This window comes from Allomuricauda ruestringensis DSM 13258, from assembly GCF_000224085.1.
GTDB lineage: Bacteria > Bacteroidota > Bacteroidia > Flavobacteriales > Flavobacteriaceae > Flagellimonas > Flagellimonas ruestringensis.
Genome location: NC_015945.1, coordinates 1,602,024 through 1,617,033 on the forward strand (window position 1 = coordinate 1,602,024; position 15,010 = coordinate 1,617,033).

At 39.6% G+C, this 15,010-nt stretch carries 15 protein-coding genes; 4 read left to right on the forward strand and 11 right to left on the reverse strand.

Annotated elements, in window-relative coordinates:
• Nucleotides 1-44 precede the first annotated feature (44 nt).
• The gene (locus tag MURRU_RS07225; protein WP_014032793.1) at nt 45-617 is read left to right on the forward strand and encodes a porin family protein; all 573 of its coding nucleotides are present in this window, start codon (nt 45-47) and stop codon (nt 615-617) included.
• 48 nt (nt 618-665) lie between these two features.
• Nucleotides 666-1,379 carry a lipocalin-like domain-containing protein gene (locus MURRU_RS17350; RefSeq protein WP_014032794.1) on the forward strand — a complete coding sequence of 238 codons (714 nt, stop codon included), beginning with the start codon at nt 666-668 and terminating at the stop codon, nt 1,377-1,379.
• 28 nt (nt 1,380-1,407) lie between these two features.
• On the opposite strand, the gene hflX is transcribed toward MURRU_RS17350, so the two are convergent.
• On the reverse strand, nt 1,408-2,619 hold the full coding sequence (hflX, locus tag MURRU_RS07235) for a GTPase HflX (protein WP_014032795.1): 1,212 nt from the start codon (nt 2,617-2,619) through the stop codon (nt 1,408-1,410).
• A gap of 29 nt (nt 2,620-2,648) precedes the next feature.
• Between hflX and MURRU_RS07240 the strand changes: the two genes are divergently transcribed.
• Together MURRU_RS07240 and MURRU_RS07245 are read left to right on the forward strand one after the other, a co-directional pair.
• Entirely contained in the window at nt 2,649-3,665 is a 1,017-nt protein-coding gene (locus MURRU_RS07240; RefSeq protein ID WP_014032796.1) for an endonuclease/exonuclease/phosphatase family protein, read from the forward strand.
• Between the two features lie 152 nt (nt 3,666-3,817).
• Nucleotides 3,818-6,010: a S8 family serine peptidase gene (locus MURRU_RS07245; protein ID WP_014032797.1), complete on the forward strand. Its 2,193-nt coding sequence runs from the start codon at nt 3,818-3,820 to the stop codon at nt 6,008-6,010.
• 39 nt (nt 6,011-6,049) lie between these two features.
• On the opposite strand, the gene MURRU_RS07250 is transcribed toward MURRU_RS07245, so the two are convergent.
• Genes MURRU_RS07250 through MURRU_RS07295 form a run of 10 tightly spaced genes read right to left on the reverse strand, consistent with a single transcriptional unit; the run spans nt 6,050 to nt 14,989 of the window.
• Entirely contained in the window at nt 6,050-6,763 is a 714-nt protein-coding gene (locus tag MURRU_RS07250) for a 3'-5' exonuclease (RefSeq protein WP_014032798.1), read from the reverse strand.
• 9 nt (nt 6,764-6,772) lie between these two features.
• Nucleotides 6,773-7,243, reverse strand: coding sequence for a methylated-DNA--[protein]-cysteine S-methyltransferase (locus MURRU_RS07255; protein WP_014032799.1), 471 nt, complete (start codon nt 7,241-7,243; stop codon nt 6,773-6,775).
• Complete coding sequence (locus MURRU_RS07260; RefSeq protein ID WP_014032800.1) at nt 7,243-8,364, reverse strand: CNNM domain-containing protein; 1,122 nt, start codon at nt 8,362-8,364, stop codon at nt 7,243-7,245. Before MURRU_RS07260 ends, MURRU_RS07255 begins: the two co-directional genes overlap by 1 nt.
• 40 nt (nt 8,365-8,404) lie before the next feature.
• Nucleotides 8,405-9,790, reverse strand: coding sequence for a serine hydrolase domain-containing protein (locus MURRU_RS07265; RefSeq protein WP_014032801.1), 1,386 nt, complete (start codon nt 9,788-9,790; stop codon nt 8,405-8,407).
• Nucleotides 9,768-9,953 (reverse strand): hypothetical protein, encoded by a 186-nt coding sequence (locus MURRU_RS07270; RefSeq protein ID WP_014032802.1) that lies wholly within the window; start codon nt 9,951-9,953, stop codon nt 9,768-9,770. Before MURRU_RS07270 ends, MURRU_RS07265 begins: the two co-directional genes overlap by 23 nt.
• Nucleotides 9,954-9,975: 22 nt before the next feature.
• Complete coding sequence (locus tag MURRU_RS07275; RefSeq protein ID WP_014032803.1) at nt 9,976-11,262, reverse strand: hypothetical protein; 1,287 nt, start codon at nt 11,260-11,262, stop codon at nt 9,976-9,978.
• An 18-nt stretch (nt 11,263-11,280) separates the two neighbouring features.
• Nucleotides 11,281-12,270, reverse strand: coding sequence for a porphobilinogen synthase (hemB, locus tag MURRU_RS07280; RefSeq protein WP_014032804.1), 990 nt, complete (start codon nt 12,268-12,270; stop codon nt 11,281-11,283).
• Between the two features lie 49 nt (nt 12,271-12,319).
• A complete protein-coding gene (locus tag MURRU_RS07285) occupies nt 12,320-13,108 on the reverse strand; it encodes a PhzF family phenazine biosynthesis protein (RefSeq protein ID WP_014032805.1) in 789 nt (262 codons plus the stop codon).
• Nucleotides 13,109-13,160: 52 nt separating this feature from the next.
• On the reverse strand, nt 13,161-14,144 hold the full coding sequence (locus MURRU_RS07290) for a DNA adenine methylase (RefSeq protein WP_014032806.1): 984 nt from the start codon (nt 14,142-14,144) through the stop codon (nt 13,161-13,163).
• Nucleotides 14,141-14,989: an EcoRV family type II restriction endonuclease gene (locus tag MURRU_RS07295; RefSeq protein ID WP_014032807.1), complete on the reverse strand. Its 849-nt coding sequence runs from the start codon at nt 14,987-14,989 to the stop codon at nt 14,141-14,143. The genes MURRU_RS07290 and MURRU_RS07295 overlap by 4 nt, the downstream gene beginning before the upstream one ends.
• Nucleotides 14,990-15,010: the final 21 nt, after the last annotated feature.

Consider the following 15,010-nt stretch of genomic DNA (forward strand, 5'->3'; position numbering starts at 1 on the left):
TGGTTCCAAAGCTCCCCTTCTTTTTAATCTAAAAACTTTCAATTATGAAAAAATTGGTTCTTTTAACAGTATTGGGTTTGTTGAATTATCTGCCCGGAATCGCACAACAAATAAATTTCGGGGCCAAGGCAGGGCTGAACTTAGCAACACTGTCCGAGGATTATGACCCGGATGTCGCTGCCAGAACATCTTTCCACTTTGGCGCAATGGCGGAAATCCCCATATCTGAAATGTTCTCAATACAACCGGAATTATTGTACTCATCCCAAGGGGCCACTGATGACGGGGATGACGATGAAGAGGTAAGACTCAATTATATCACGCTCCCCGTATTGGCCAAATACTATGTTTTTGATGGGCTGAGCATTGAGGGTGGCCCACAATTGGGATTGTTGCTTTTGGGTGAAATAGAGGATAATGGGGAAACTACAGATGTCAAGGACATTTCTAAATCCACAGATTTTGGTCTTGCGTTTGGCCTTGGATATAAAATGGAAACTGGACTGAATTTTGGGGTGCGCTATTATTTTGGTTCCGACATTAACGACATAGCAGAGTCATCGGATAAAATAAAGAACAAAGTGTTCCAGATTTCTGTGGGATATTTTTTCAATTAAACAACAGGCACCTTAAATGTGCTATAGTAATGAAAAAAAAAGTACGAGATGAAACGATTTAAATACATAACAAACTTTTTATCATTGTCAACAGTTATCATCTTATTAGGTTGTAGCAGTGATGATGGACCAAGTAATCGAGTCCCTGAACAAGCAGTGCTCATCAGCCCCGCAGACCAATCCGAAGGAGTGGATATTGAAAACACAGACCTACAATGGCAGCAAGTAGCCGATCCCGATGGAGATGTGGTGTCCTATGATGTTTATCTTGACAGTGTAAACCCACCCTTGGAAGCAGTTGCAACCGCCCTGAACACGACAAGCTATTCGATAACTGTACCTCTTGGGTACGAAACACCCTATTATTGGAATGTGGTGGCCAAAGACGGCAGCGGAGGGGAAAGCCAAAGTGGAGTGGGCATGTTCACCACCCGGGAAGCCTATCCTGACGAATTGATCGTTGGCAAATGGTTTATAAATGAGCAAATAGTCAATGGAATGCCGGATACCATTACCGATTGCAACAAGACCTCTTATTTTGAGTTTGAGGCCAACGGGACCTTGAGCGTGGTGACCTATGATGGCGACCCCTGCGTGATTTCCTCGAGCACCATCCTCCAATACAGTGTGCCCGATGCCATGACCCTTGTTTTGAGCAATGGGGGGACCACCGAGAGTGTTCCCATTATTTCCCTGACCGAAACAGAATTGAAAATTATGTTGGAAACAACCACCCAATACAATTTGATAAAAGAAGATTGAATCCTTTCATGTGGGCAATCCATGAGTATCAATACTCATCCAAATGTTCCGGATATAGAAAGTTGTTGTATGGGAAACGGGTGACGTGGATATCGCGCACCGCATCGTAAACACGTTTTCTAAATTCGTCCATGTTTTCCTTGTTCAGTGCCGAGATAAATAGCGCTTTGTCCCCGAGCTTATTAAAATAGGTTTTCTTCCATTCCTCTAATGTAAAATGAGCGGTTGTGCGTTCCGTAACCAAATCGTCTTCATCAATAGTTTCGGGGCGGTATTGGTCTATTTTGTTGAAAACCATGATGCAGGGTTTTCCAGAGCTATCAATTTCATCCAAAATTTGATTTACCGAGGCAATATGCTCTTCAAAATTAGGATGCGAAATATCTACCACATGCAGCAGTAGGTCGGCCTCGCGAACCTCATCCAAGGTACTTTTAAAACTCTCTACCAATTGAGTCGGTAATTTTCTGATGAATCCCACCGTATCACTCAATAGAAAAGGAAGGTTTCCGAGTACCACTTTGCGAACAGTGGTGTCCAGCGTAGCAAAAAGTTTGTTCTCTGCAAACACATCGCTTTTGCTGATCACGTTCATTAAGGTAGATTTGCCAACGTTGGTATATCCCACCAAAGCAACCCGAACCAAAGAACCACGGTTACCACGCTGGGTTTCCATTTGACGATCTATTTTGGCAAGTTTCTTTTTGAGCAAAGCAATACGATCACGAACAATACGTCTATCCGTTTCAATTTCCGTTTCACCGGGACCACGCATACCAATACCCCCTCGTTGCCGCTCCAAGTGTGTCCAAAGACCTGTCAATCTTGGTAAAAGATATTCGTATTGGGCTAACTCTACCTGGGTCCTGGCATAACTTGTCTTTGCTCTTTGGGCAAATATGTCCAGAATCAAACTGGTTCTGTCCAGCACTTTACAGCGCAGTAGTTTTTCAACATTGTTCTGTTGTGCTGGCGATAGTTCGTCATCAAAGATTACGGAACCTATTTCATTTTCCTTCACAAATTGGCGTACCTCTTCCATTTTACCGCTGCCAATGTAAGTTTTGGGATTGGGCACATCAATGCGTTGCACAAATCTTTTCTCAACTTCGCCACCGGCAGTGTATGTCAAAAATTCAAGCTCGTCCAAGTACTCTTTTACCTTGTCTTCGTCTTGGTGCTGATTCATTACACCAATAAGTACCGCCTTTTCATATTCAATTGACTTCTTTTCTAGCATCGAACAGGTTTAGAGTACAAATTTACGCAATGTTTTGGAAGCTATTTTTGTACTTTGGCATTTCTATTGAATCGTTGGAAAAAGAAACAGATATCTTGCATAAAAAGGAAAACAGATATACGATAGCATTTTATAATCTCGAAAATTTCTTTGACACCAAAGATGACCCGTATCTGTTGGATGATGATTTTACTCCAAAAGGGTTTAAAAGGTGGAACAAATCTAAATTTTGGAACAAGGCCAATAAGATTTCCAGGGCTATTTCTAGAATAGGATTGGAAGAAAGTAATCATCCTCCAGTTTTGGTAGGTATGGCCGAAGTTGAAAATAAAGGTGGAATTAAATCGCTTTTACGATCAAAACAATTACGGGATATAGATTATGGGGTCATTCATTTTGATTCCCCCGATGAGCGAGGAATAGATACGGCCCTGATTTACCATAAAGAGCATTTTGAGGTGCTCGATGCCGAAACCATTCCTTTGATGGTACAAAATACCAATGGGGATAGAGACCTTACCCGAGATATTTTGTATGTACACGGCAAGTTGCATCAAGAAGCAATCCATGTTTTTGTGAACCATTGGCCATCCCGTAGGGAAGGAGCCGAGGAAACCAGCTATAAACGCATCAAGGCAGCGGAAACCATTCTTCAAAAAATTGATGCCATACAAGAGAATCGTTCAAACATTATTGTTATGGGCGATTTTAATGATGACCCTAACTCACAAAGCATCCAAACGCTTATGGACACTGGAAAGTTCATCAACCCTATGAAAAAATTGTTGTCCCCTGTATCGGGCAGTGCCAATTACAAAGGGGAATGGAGTTTGTTTGATCAGATATTACTCTCGCACAGCTTTTTGAATTACGAAAAGGATACCCACAGCTTTATAGAAGCAAAAATATTTTCACCAAGATTTTTAAAAGAATGGAAGGGCAAATACAAAGTAAATCCTTTCAGAACTTTTGCCGGAAAGAAATATTTGGGGGGCTATAGTGATCATTTTCCTGTATATATTGTATTGGATGAAAGCAAGAAATGATTGTGAGAAAAAAATTACACCACGTAAAAGTGAATTTTCACAACAGAAAGAAGTAAAACGCTATGCATTTCATCGAATAAAGTAGGAATTTTATCGATAAATGGCACATATCGCTATATATTCGTAGTCCAAATCTTACCATAAACTCAATTATGGACTATCGTTTTCCTATAGGGGTTAAGGGAGTAATTTTCTCCTTTTTATTTTCGCTTCTAGGCGTAGTTTCCATATTTGCCCAATCCAAAAGTGCAAAAGAGCAAATTCGTTTTTCCTATGACCAAGGGAAAATATCCTCTTTTATTTCCGAAATGGAAATTGAACACCAGTCCAAGCTTAGAAAAATAGGCGAGCTGATAAAGACCAAAGGACTTACAGCTTCAAAAAACAACAACGGTACACAGATAGCCTTAAAAGATATCGGTACCGATGGAACGCCACTTTACTATACTACCTTAAACGATTACGCATCGCAAACTTCAAGGGCTCATACGCTTTATGATAAAGGGCTGCTAAATTTAGGTTTAACAGGTAGGGGCATGGAAGTTGGTGTTTGGGATTCCGGTGTAGCTTTGTCCTCTCACCAGGAGTTTGATACCAGAGCAAAGAATGCCGATAATGCCAATGAGATAAGTCTGCATGCCACTTTGGTGACAGGCAACCTTATATCTGCCGGTGTGGAACCCAGTGCCAAAGGTGCTGCCTATGGCGCACAAGCCTTGACCCACGATTGGAGTCGCGATAAAATTGAAGTGGCAGAAGCCGCTGCCAATGGACTTTTGTTGAGCAACCACTCCTACGGAATTTTGTCCGATAGAGTGCCAGATTGGTATTTTGGCTCCTATATTAAAGTAACCCAAGACTGGGACAGGATCATGTACAATGCTCCTTATTACCTAATGGTGACAGCAGCGGGCAATGCGCAAAAATCTTACGATAACGAAACACCAAATTTTGGTAAAACCGCCGATGGCTTTGATCTTTTATTGGGTTTTACCGCAACCAAAAACGGATTGACCATTGCCGGTGCCAACACGGAAATTGATGGCAGCGGTGATTTAAAAAAAGCTTCGGTTGCGGGATATAGCAGTTTTGGACCTGTAGATGATGGTCGCGTAAAACCAGACTTGGCAGGAGATGGAGGGGATATTCTTTCCACAAGTTCGGCCACCAATAGTAGTTATCAGGTGTCTGCCGGAACTTCCATGGCCGCACCTGGGGTTACAGGCTCACTTTTGTTGTTGCAACAGTATCACGAAGAGCTTTTTGGTTCCTATATGAAAGCGGCTACCTTAAAAGGACTTGCGCTTCATACTGCCGATGATGTGGATGCCAAAGGACCGGATTATAAAATGGGTTGGGGTATAATGAATGCCAAATCTGCGGCAGAGGTACTTCAGAATAAAGAATATACCTCCTTGATAAACGAAGAAACGCTATCAGACGGAGAAACCTACTCCATAACGGTTTTGGCCATGGAAAATGAACCATTGATGGCCTCCATATCTTGGACCGACCCAGAATCGGAATATATAAACCGAGGAGAGCTTAACAGTACCCGAGCAGCTTTGATGAACGATTTGGATATTAGAATCACCAAGGACGGAGAAACCTACTTTCCATGGAAATTGAACCCTGCCAAGGCCAACGACGCCGCTACTAAAGGAGACAACACGGTTGATCCTTTTGAACGTGTTGAGGTAGAAAATGCAAGAGGGACTTACACCATTACTATTTCGCACAAGGGAGGGTTAAAAAATGGTCTTCAAGATTTTTCCTTGATTGTTTCCGGGGCACAACTGTCCAATTGTTCCATAGCGACTCCTTCGGACGTGGATTTGGAAGGCTCCTCAAGCGAAAGCACAACCATTTCTTGGGACGATGCCGGAGAAACGTTATTTGAAGTGCAATACAAGAGCATTGATACAGATAATTGGGAAAGTGAATTGATCTGGGAAAATAGCTTTGAGCTTACCGCTTTGGAAGAAGGCAAAGTGTACGAAGCCCGTGTTCGTTCTATCTGTACCGAGAATGTCGTATCCGAATTCTCTGAGACCATTGCGTTTGAGTTTAAAGGTGAAGAAACAGTGCTGATACAAAATACCTCGATGTTTGTCCCTCAGGAATTGAACATAACCATTTATCCGAATCCTGCTGTTGATTATTTGAACGTGAATGCGGATTTGTCCAAAGATGCCGAGTTTTCTATTGTTACCACTTCTGGAAACATCATTAAAAAAGGAAAGACCGAAGGTTCCATCAACGTGTCTTCTTTGTCTTCTGGATTATATGTACTGGTGGTTCAGGATTACTCGGGAATCAAAAGTACTAAGTTTTATAAGAACTAGTCGTTGGTTTGATGTCAGTTCGAGCGCAGTCGAGAACTTTCACACCTTCTTAATCTCCTCATCGGCCAGAAGTTCCTCGTTTCGTAATCGTAAGAATACTTGTGCAGTCGTCACAACGTCCAATTCGCAATACGTGATGATTCTATCAATATCGTTTTCCTTGTAGAATACATCCTTTACCATACTCCCGTCCATATCATCTTTGGGAGATGGAATGCCCAGCACATGTGCCAACAATTTTAAGGAGGTGTAATGTTTGTAGTCGCCAAACTTCCAGAGTTCCATGGTATCCAAATGGGGAACTTCCCAAGGCTTTTTACCGAAGAGATCCAGTTTGTAGGGTAAATTGATGCCGTTTATCACCATTCTGCGGGCGATATAGGGGAAATCGAACTCTTTGCCATTATGGGCGCACAAAAGATGCTTAACCTGGCTAAAATGATCTTTAAGAAGTTGTTTGAATTGTTTAAGGATTTGTATTTCCTCACCATAAAAGGAAGTGATTCTAAAGGTTCTCAAATCGCCTTTACTATTAAAATACCCAACAGAAATACAAACAATTTTCCCAAACTCGGCCCAAATCCCCGCACGGTCATAAAATTCTTCGGCGGTAAACTCGTCTTTACGCTTGTACTGCGTTTTTTGTTCCCATAAAAGCTGGGCGGTTTCATCCAAGTCGGTGAAATGTTGCTGTTGGGGTACGGTCTCGATATCCAAAAAGAGGATATGCTCCAGGTTAAGTTTATAAAGCATGGTAGCTAATTAAAAAAGAGTCGTCTGCTTTGCAGGGCTCTCGTGTTCCAATAACCATTTTTTTCTATGCAGTCCACCTGCATATCCTGTGAGGTCTCCGTTGGTTCCGATAACGCGATGACAGGGAACCACAATCCAAAGTGGATTTTTGCCATTGGCCGAGGCTACTGCACGAATGGCTTTTACATCGCCTAGTTGTTTGGAAAGTTCCAAATAAGAAATGGTTTTTCCAAAAGGTATTTTTAAAAGGGCATCCCAAACTCTCTTTTGAAATTCGGTGCCCGAGGGGTTTAGTTTAAGGTCGAATACCTTTCGGTCTCCATTGAAATATTCTTGAAATTGCTGGGCAGCATCCTGTAAAATTTCAGGAATTGTACCATTTGGTTTTTCGTTATTTAAAACAGAGATAGAGGCAAGACCATTTGCATCACCTTTTAACTCTGCTGTTCCAATAGGAGTCTGTATATAAGCAATTTCCATTATTCTACTTCATCTTTACCTTCAATAATTCCTAATCGCTTTGCGCGAGCTTCCCAGTTTTTCCTGGCGAGTGTTTGAAGGTTTTCTACATTGTCACTTTCATCCATAATTTCCAATCCTAGCAAGGTTTCGATCACATCTTCCATGGTGACCAACCCGCTTACCGAACCATACTCGTCCACAACTAGAGAAATGTGTTCTCTCTTCTGTACAAATTTCTTGAAAAGGTCATTTATGGACTTACTACGATTTGTTACCAGTATTTCCCTTCTGATGGTAGATAGGTTTTCATTGCCCTTTTTGTTGATGATAGCTTCCAACAGTTCATCTTTTAAAAAGAAACCTGTGATGTTGTCCATGCGATCTTTGTACAATGGAATCCTTGAAAAACGCAAGGGTCTATTTTTTTCAAAAAATTTCTTTATCGTAGTGTCTTCGGATGCTATTTTCATAACAGTTCTTGGGGTCATTACGTCGCGTGCCAAAATTTCATCAAAATAAAGCAGGTTTTTGATCATTTTGGATTCCGATTCCTTGAACACACCTTCTTCATGGGCAATTTCGGTCATAGCACTAAAATCCTCCCGATTCAACACACTACCATGTTCAGCTTTTGCACCCACCAATTTGGTAAAGAGTTGTAGCAACCATAGCAATCCGGTCCATTTAAGCACAAACACCATAATGTTCAGTGCCTTACTGGTAAAATTGGCCAATTGCTTCCAGAAAGTGGCCCCAATGGTCTTTGGAATGATCTCTGAGGCGACCAAAATCAATATGGTCATTAGGGTAGAGACAATTCCGACCATAAGATCTTCGGTAAGTTTGAAGCCCAATATAGTCCGTTCCGTGCTACCGTATATTTCCGCATAAGCCACTTTGGCCTGTACCCCTACCAAAATGGCACCTACGGTATGCGCAATGGTGTTCAGGGTAAGAATGGCGATCAGCGGCTTGTCCACATCCTTTTTAAGGGTTTCCAATGTGGTGGCATACTCTTTTCCCTCTTGCTTTTTTACATTGATAAAGGTGGGTGTTATGCTCAACAGAACAGCCTCCAATATGGAGCACAAGAATGAGAAGAAAATGGAAATAAGGGCATAAAATATAAGTAGTCCCATAGAATGGCAGAATCTTTAGTACCAAGATAGGGAATAGGAATTAATTTTGAATGCTTAATCCCCCGGCTTTATAGAAAACATCCTGAAGCGCCGTTCGGATATTTAAATTGTAGAGTTCCCGATGGTCTCTGGACGGATACACCCTGTTGGAAAGAAAAATAAAGGTAAGTTTGTTTTCGGGGTCGGCCCATACAAAGGTTCCCGTAAATCCCGAATGCCCAAAACTTTTGGGGCTGGTCAAAGGAGAGGGGTACGCTTCTTCCAATGGGAGTTCGGCATTATCCAGCAAGGGTTTGTCAAAACCCAGCCCCCTGCGGTTTTCGTTTTCGGGATACTGCACTTCTGTAAACTCTTTTACGGTTTGGGTTGAAATCAGCTGTTTGCCATCCACCTTGCCATAATTTTGATAAAATAGCATCAATTTGGCCAGATCATCAGCCGTGCCAAATAATCCAGCATTACCGGAAACACCGCCTTTGAGTGAAGCATTTTCATCGTGAACCCAGCCTTTTACCACCGTTTTTCGAAAGAGCGTATCCACTTCGGTAGGTACAATGGCATTTACGTAGTGGTTTTTGTTTGGCAAATAACCAAGGGTGTGACAACCCAAAGGACGATAGAAATTTTCATCCAAGTAGGTTTGATAGTCGGTTCCTGAGAGCTGTTCAATCAATTTAGGAAAAATGAGAAAGGTGAGCCCGGAATACACGTATTTCTTTTCATTTGAAACCTTGGACCGATTGATGATTCGGTTCATTTTTCGCTCAAAACGATCGTTGATGTAGAGACCATCATACACTTGTCCTTGAAATCTTTTATTGGATGAATTTTGGACAAAGCGTCTTTTGATTTTACCATTCTTCCGTAGCACTTTCTGCAAAAAAACGATGTAGGGCATCAAACCGGCCTGATGCGCCAAAATCTCCCGCAGGGTAAGGTCTTTTTTGTCCTTTCGATGTTGCCAGGGCTTCCAGTAGGTGCTGAAAGGCTTGTCCAAATCGAGTTTGCCCTCGTCCACCAACTTCATCAGGGCAGGCAAGGGCCCCGTGATTTTAGTAACGGAAGCTAAATCGTACAGGTCGTTCAAGGCAACGAGATGAATACTGTCGTAGGTGTGGAAGCCGTATGCTTTGTGAAAAATAACGGTATCGTTCTTAGCGACCAATAGTTGCGCTCCTGGAAAGGCCAAACTATCGATACCCATTTCCATAATGGAATCCACCTTTTGGTTGATGAAAACTTCATCGAAGCCTAATTTGGACGGGTAGGCATGGATGAGCTCCCGTTGGGCAATACACTTTTCAGAAAAAAAAAGTATTGCAACACAAATTAAGGAACGCCTCGTTAATGTAGCCCAAAGAGTAATAATTTGAAAAAAATCTTTGATTTGAGATTTATCCAAATTAAAGAGTAACCTTTTTTTCAATAAGATTAAGCAGTTTTTTAGAAATTATTTCTGCTATTTCCTCTCCATCAGTTTCTTGTCCAATAACTCTTTCATCCAGAGATTCCTCTTTTTTCGACATTTTTTTCAATAATGCAGGAGTTAAAGTGTCGTATTTTGACTTTGGTGAGTTTTTAAGAAACATCGTGATTAAAATTTATTAATTATTATGTCCTAAAATAATTTTTTATAAAATGTGGATTATGGTTTTCTTCGAAATAATGCTTTCTTTTTATCCAAATGAAACCATCGCCTTTGGAAATAATCGCCACATCGACTGGTCCACCAACTGATTCTTCATCAGAACTAATTCTTCTTTTAAGATACGTCAAATATATTAAACTTTCGGCCATTTCCGCAAGGTCTTCCTTTGAAAGGATTGATACGGTATTCACAGTTGGTTGAATGTGCTTTATTTCTTTAACATTTTCAATTTCACTTACAAACTGACTGCATATTTGATTTATATCTATTTCTTGTATTTCCTTCGCCAGTTTTGGTTGGTCTTTTTCAAGTAAGTTAATCAAATGATCATTATAACCATGGAGAAAACTTTTAAACGTAGAAAAAAGAGGTTCATTTATGTCGGGGCTTATTCCCGTAATAAGAGTGTCAATGACATCTCTTTGGGCAAAAGGCATAATGGATCCATTGTTGCCATCATCAATTTTTTCAACGTGTTCGGTATAGAATCTTATTTTATTATCGAAGATGTCTGAAATTTTTGTACTAATTGTGGTCGGGTAAATATCATCATCACCATAACCAGCAAAAACAAGTCCTGTCCATTGACCACGAAAAACCTTACTTTTTAAATAATGAAAAATCAAAGAAGAAAATTTTGCTTTGATTTTTTTTGTATTGAAATCCGAAAACTCTGTTTCCAATATTTCATCTAATTCAGCACCAATAATCTCATCAAATTTATTTTTGGTCAATGATTTGAAATCTGATAGTTTTTCTTCTGATTTAATTTTTTGAATTTGAAATTCGATTATACTTAATAAATTCTCTTTGTAAATTGATTCTCTCTCTTTTTGTGATTTGGTTATTAAGTCAGAATAATCTTCGATTGCCTTTTCCATAGCCATTTCTGATAATTCATTAAATGAATGATATATAAGAGATTGAATGGAATGATTAATGGTTTCAGGAGTATTGAAAAATTCTCGTTCTTCCAGAAATTTAAAAAAGTCATCTGAATAATCTTTGAGATTAGGGAATGACTTGTCTCCTAATTCATTTCTATATATTTTGACAATTATTTCCCATGGCGTGGTTATGAAGTTTGCAGAATTATAAATAACAATGGAAACTGGATGATACTTTGAAAGGGTAAAGATTTTGTTTGCAGTATTATAGATTTTTCTCCCATTACTTCCAGAAACAGTAACGGCTGAATCAGCCGCCAATGCTACGGCATTTTTATTCAGTATTCCTATTACTGCCGTCATATTGTTTTTTTAACAATATTAGTGAAATATTCTGATAAAATCCTTCGCAAAGTAACTGGCGATAATATTGGCACCGGCTCTTTTAATGGCCGTAAGCTGTTCCAACATCACGGCATCGTGATCCAACCACCCTTTTTCGGCAGCGGCTTTTACCATGGCATACTCTCCGGAAACTTGATAAACGGCAACCGGGACATCTACATCGTTTCGGATTTCCCGAACGATGTCCAAATAGCACAATCCAGGTTTTACCATTACAATATCGGCTCCTTCGTCAATGTCCATTTGGGTTTCTTTGATGGCTTCATACCGATTGGCATAATCCATTTGATAGGTCTTTTTGTCCTTGGGCACATTGGCAATATCCACGGGTGCGGAATCCAAGGCATCGCGGAACGGTCCGTAAAATGCGCTGGCGTATTTGGCAGAATAGGCCATAATGCCCGTATTGGTGAATCCTTCATCCTCCAAAGCCTCTCGGATGGTCAAAATTCTACCGTCCATCATATCGCTGGGGGCTACAAAGTCGGCCCCAGCTTTGGCATGGGAGACGCTCATTTCTGCCAAAACCTCTGTAGTTTCATCGTTCAAGATTTGACCTTCGGCAACAATGCCATCGTGTCCATAAGAGGAAAATGGGTCCAGGGCAACGTCCGTCATCACCAACATTTGTGGACAGGCGTTTTTTACTGTTTTTATGGCACGTTGCATCAAACCGTTCGGATTTAAGGCCTCGGTTCCTTTGTTATCTTTAAGTTTATCATCAACCTTTACAAAAAGAAGCACGGAACAAAGTCCCATTTTCCAGAGTTCCTTCACTTCTTTTTCAAGATTGTCCAAACTCAACCTAAAATAGTTGGGCATGGAAGGTATTTCTTCCCTAATTCCTTTTCCTTCTGTCACAAATAAAGGCACCAGAAAGTCGTCTGGCGTCAAGGTGGTTTCCCGAACCAATCTTCTAATGGATTCGGATGCGCGTAGTCTTCTGTTTCGTATGAGTGGGTACATATGTTAAGTTTTAAGCTTTTGGCATTAAGCTGTAAGCTGATATTTTTATTTAGATGTCAATCTCGCCAGTTAAATAAAGAGCTGCTTTTCCTGAAATCTTAACTCGTTCCCCCAAATATTCGCAGACCAAATCTCCACCTCTTTTGGAAAGCTGTTTGGCGGTCATTTTGGTTTTATCCAGTACTTCGGACCAATAGGGACTAAGTGATGTGTGTGCGGAACCGGTCACCGGGTCTTCCGGAACACCACAGGCAGGGGCAAAAAAACGGGACACAAAATCCACTTCGTCCCCGGGCGCGGTTACAATAACGCCCCGAACATCCAATTGCGCCAACAAATGGTGGTTGGGTTCGATGGCTTCAATTTCCTTTTGGGATTGGTAAACCATCATATAATCCGTTTTGCCCTTCAGGGTTTTGATCGGGCTTTGTCCAATGGCATTGTCCAACGCTTCCATATTTTGAATGGCGATGAGATTATCCGTCGGAAAATCCATGGTCAACCAGCCGTTATCTGCTTTGCTAACAATAAGTTCTCCGCTTCGGGGCGAATAAAACTGAATGGTATATTTTTCAAGCTCATAAAAGTGAAACAACACAAAAGCTGTTGCCAAGGTCGCATGTCCGCATAGGTCAACCTCGACTTCAGGTGTAAACCATCTTATTTCGTATAGCTCATCTTTTTTGACAGCAAAAGCGGTTTCGGCCAAATTGTTCTCTTGGGCAATTTTTTGCATCAATTCTGGACTCAACCACGAATCCAAAATGCAGACCGCAGCGGGATTTCCGCCAAAAGTTTGGCTAGAAAATGCATCTATTTGGTAAATTTTCTGTCTCATAGGCTTGGTTTCAGGACAAAACAGTTCGTTTTTGAGTATGGGTTAACGATTGTTAATACTTGAGAATATTATTGAGTGTAGTTTTTTCATCTAATTTTAGCAATAATTGTTCAGGCAAATCATAAACTTTAGGTTTAGAAGTCAATTGAGATTTGTCGTTTTTAATTCGAGATTTCATCTCAGAATTTGAGATGCTATCTTTCAATTCAATATTTGATAAAATTGCTTCATAAACTGCATTTCGATTAGTTTCCTTACCACCCACGTGATAAAAATGTTCTTTTGTTGCTATGAAACAGTTCTCCCAAACTGAAAAAATATAATCGTTAGTTCTATATTTATTGCTTAACCAAGTTGAAAGAATGAACTTGCAGTTTGATTCCTCTAAGCCTTTATTTAATAAGATTTCTTCCTTTTCTGTCCAACTATCAAAATAATCAACGTGTCTTCCAATATAAGGTGGGTCAGAATAAACAAAATCAGTACTTTTTAATTCTGACAAAGTTTCTTCAAAATCTTGGTGTTTAAATTCATAATCTCCTTGTTCAATAATCTTAGAGATATTTTCTACTTGATTAGTTATTTTGGTAACTAATGCTTGTGCAAATCGATTTGGTTTTTTACAGAATGGGACATTAAAACCTCCTTTTTTATTGAATCTCATCATTCCATTAAAGCAGGAACGACTTAGAAACAAAAAGTCTAAAGGGTTCCCTTTTTCATTGAAACGATTTCGAACTGTATAGTAGTGTTCTCCTTCTGTTCCTAATAGTTTTTGACCTTCTTCATTCAAAAAATCTTTTACAATTCCGTTTGTTATTTCTTTGTTTTGAACCGCCTTGTAAAAGTTTATTAAGTGTGGATTGCTATCACAGAGTAATGCTCTTTTTGGTCGAACATTAAAAGCAACAACACCTGTTCCCATAAAAGGCTCGACCCAACGGTCATAGGATACTTCATTTACGTTTGAAGAAATCCATTCAACAAGTTTGGTTTTGATACCTTGTGATTTTATAGGAGGAACAAATACTTTCATTTCTTGTTTTTTCGTTTAGGTTTCATTGGATTTATTTTATCCGAACCCATTCCTTTAAATTCAAGAAACTCAGTTAATTTTGTCAACTTTTTAAAATTGCCTGCTTTCTTTGGGTCGGGAACTTTTAAAACACCTTGATTTATCCAATATTCATCAAATATTTTTTCTCCAAGATTTTTGAATACACCATTTCCTTTAAGAATATCATCTATGTATTGAATACTTCCGATGTTTGCCGTATTTCCGCTGCCACCTTTATCACTCGAAATCTTCCATTTTTCTTCTGCGAAGAAAACGAGGTCTTTTATGACTGAAGTGATTTTGTCTAATTCATTTAATTGAAGAATTTTAGTTTCATCAATGTCTGTGGATAAAGCTCTTGTGTATAAAATCCCTAAACAAATATGAGCTGTATAATCGGCATACGGAAATTGAATGTTTTTTGTGCTTGTTCTTTTTCTAAAATATTCTCCGTGAGAACCAAGAGTAAATCCATTGCAAAATCCATCATAGTCGTCTAATCGGTAAGTTGTTTTTATATCAACTGCGAATTTGATTTTTGGATTTGATTTATTTACAAAAGACAAATCTGGATACCAATTCTGCTTTTCTGCAAGAACTATATCATAACCGTTTTGGTCGGCAAATTCTTGAAATTTTGGGAAAAGTTGAATTTCAAGAATTTTAGAGATTATTTTGGTGTCAGAAGATATAGTATAAATACTCTTTTCTATGTCGATAAACCCCTTTACTTTCCAGTCCCCAACTTTGTCTGAAACGTATTCAGTTAGTTCTTTTGAAAAGTCTTTAAGTTTATCTAAAAAATCTTTTTTTACATTACTCATAATCTCTTTTTGACAATTATT

Bases quoted from the DNA above. Each gene is read 5' to 3' on its own strand.
- MURRU_RS07225 (WP_014032793.1), top strand. From the start codon at position 45: ATGAAAAAATTGGTTCTTTTAACAGTATTGGGTTTGTTGAATTATCTG.
- MURRU_RS17350 (WP_014032794.1), top strand. From the start codon at position 666: ATGAAACGATTTAAATACATAACAAACTTTTTATCATTGTCAACAGTT.
- hflX (WP_014032795.1), bottom strand. From the start codon at position 2,619: ATGCTAGAAAAGAAGTCAATTGAATATGAAAAGGCGGTACTTATTGGT.
- MURRU_RS07240 (WP_014032796.1), top strand. From the start codon at position 2,649: ATGTTTTGGAAGCTATTTTTGTACTTTGGCATTTCTATTGAATCGTTG.
- MURRU_RS07245 (WP_014032797.1), top strand. From the start codon at position 3,818: ATGGACTATCGTTTTCCTATAGGGGTTAAGGGAGTAATTTTCTCCTTT.
- MURRU_RS07250 (WP_014032798.1), bottom strand. From the start codon at position 6,763: ATGCTTTATAAACTTAACCTGGAGCATATCCTCTTTTTGGATATCGAG.
- MURRU_RS07255 (WP_014032799.1), bottom strand. From the start codon at position 7,243: ATGGAAATTGCTTATATACAGACTCCTATTGGAACAGCAGAGTTAAAA.
- MURRU_RS07260 (WP_014032800.1), bottom strand. From the start codon at position 8,364: ATGGGACTACTTATATTTTATGCCCTTATTTCCATTTTCTTCTCATTC.
- MURRU_RS07270 (WP_014032802.1), bottom strand. From the start codon at position 9,953: ATGTTTCTTAAAAACTCACCAAAGTCAAAATACGACACTTTAACTCCT.
- MURRU_RS07275 (WP_014032803.1), bottom strand. From the start codon at position 11,262: ATGACGGCAGTAATAGGAATACTGAATAAAAATGCCGTAGCATTGGCG.
- hemB (WP_014032804.1), bottom strand. From the start codon at position 12,270: ATGTACCCACTCATACGAAACAGAAGACTACGCGCATCCGAATCCATT.
- MURRU_RS07285 (WP_014032805.1), bottom strand. From the start codon at position 13,108: ATGAGACAGAAAATTTACCAAATAGATGCATTTTCTAGCCAAACTTTT.
- MURRU_RS07290 (WP_014032806.1), bottom strand. From the start codon at position 14,144: ATGAAAGTATTTGTTCCTCCTATAAAATCACAAGGTATCAAAACCAAA.
- MURRU_RS07295 (WP_014032807.1), bottom strand. From the start codon at position 14,989: ATGAGTAATGTAAAAAAAGATTTTTTAGATAAACTTAAAGACTTTTCA.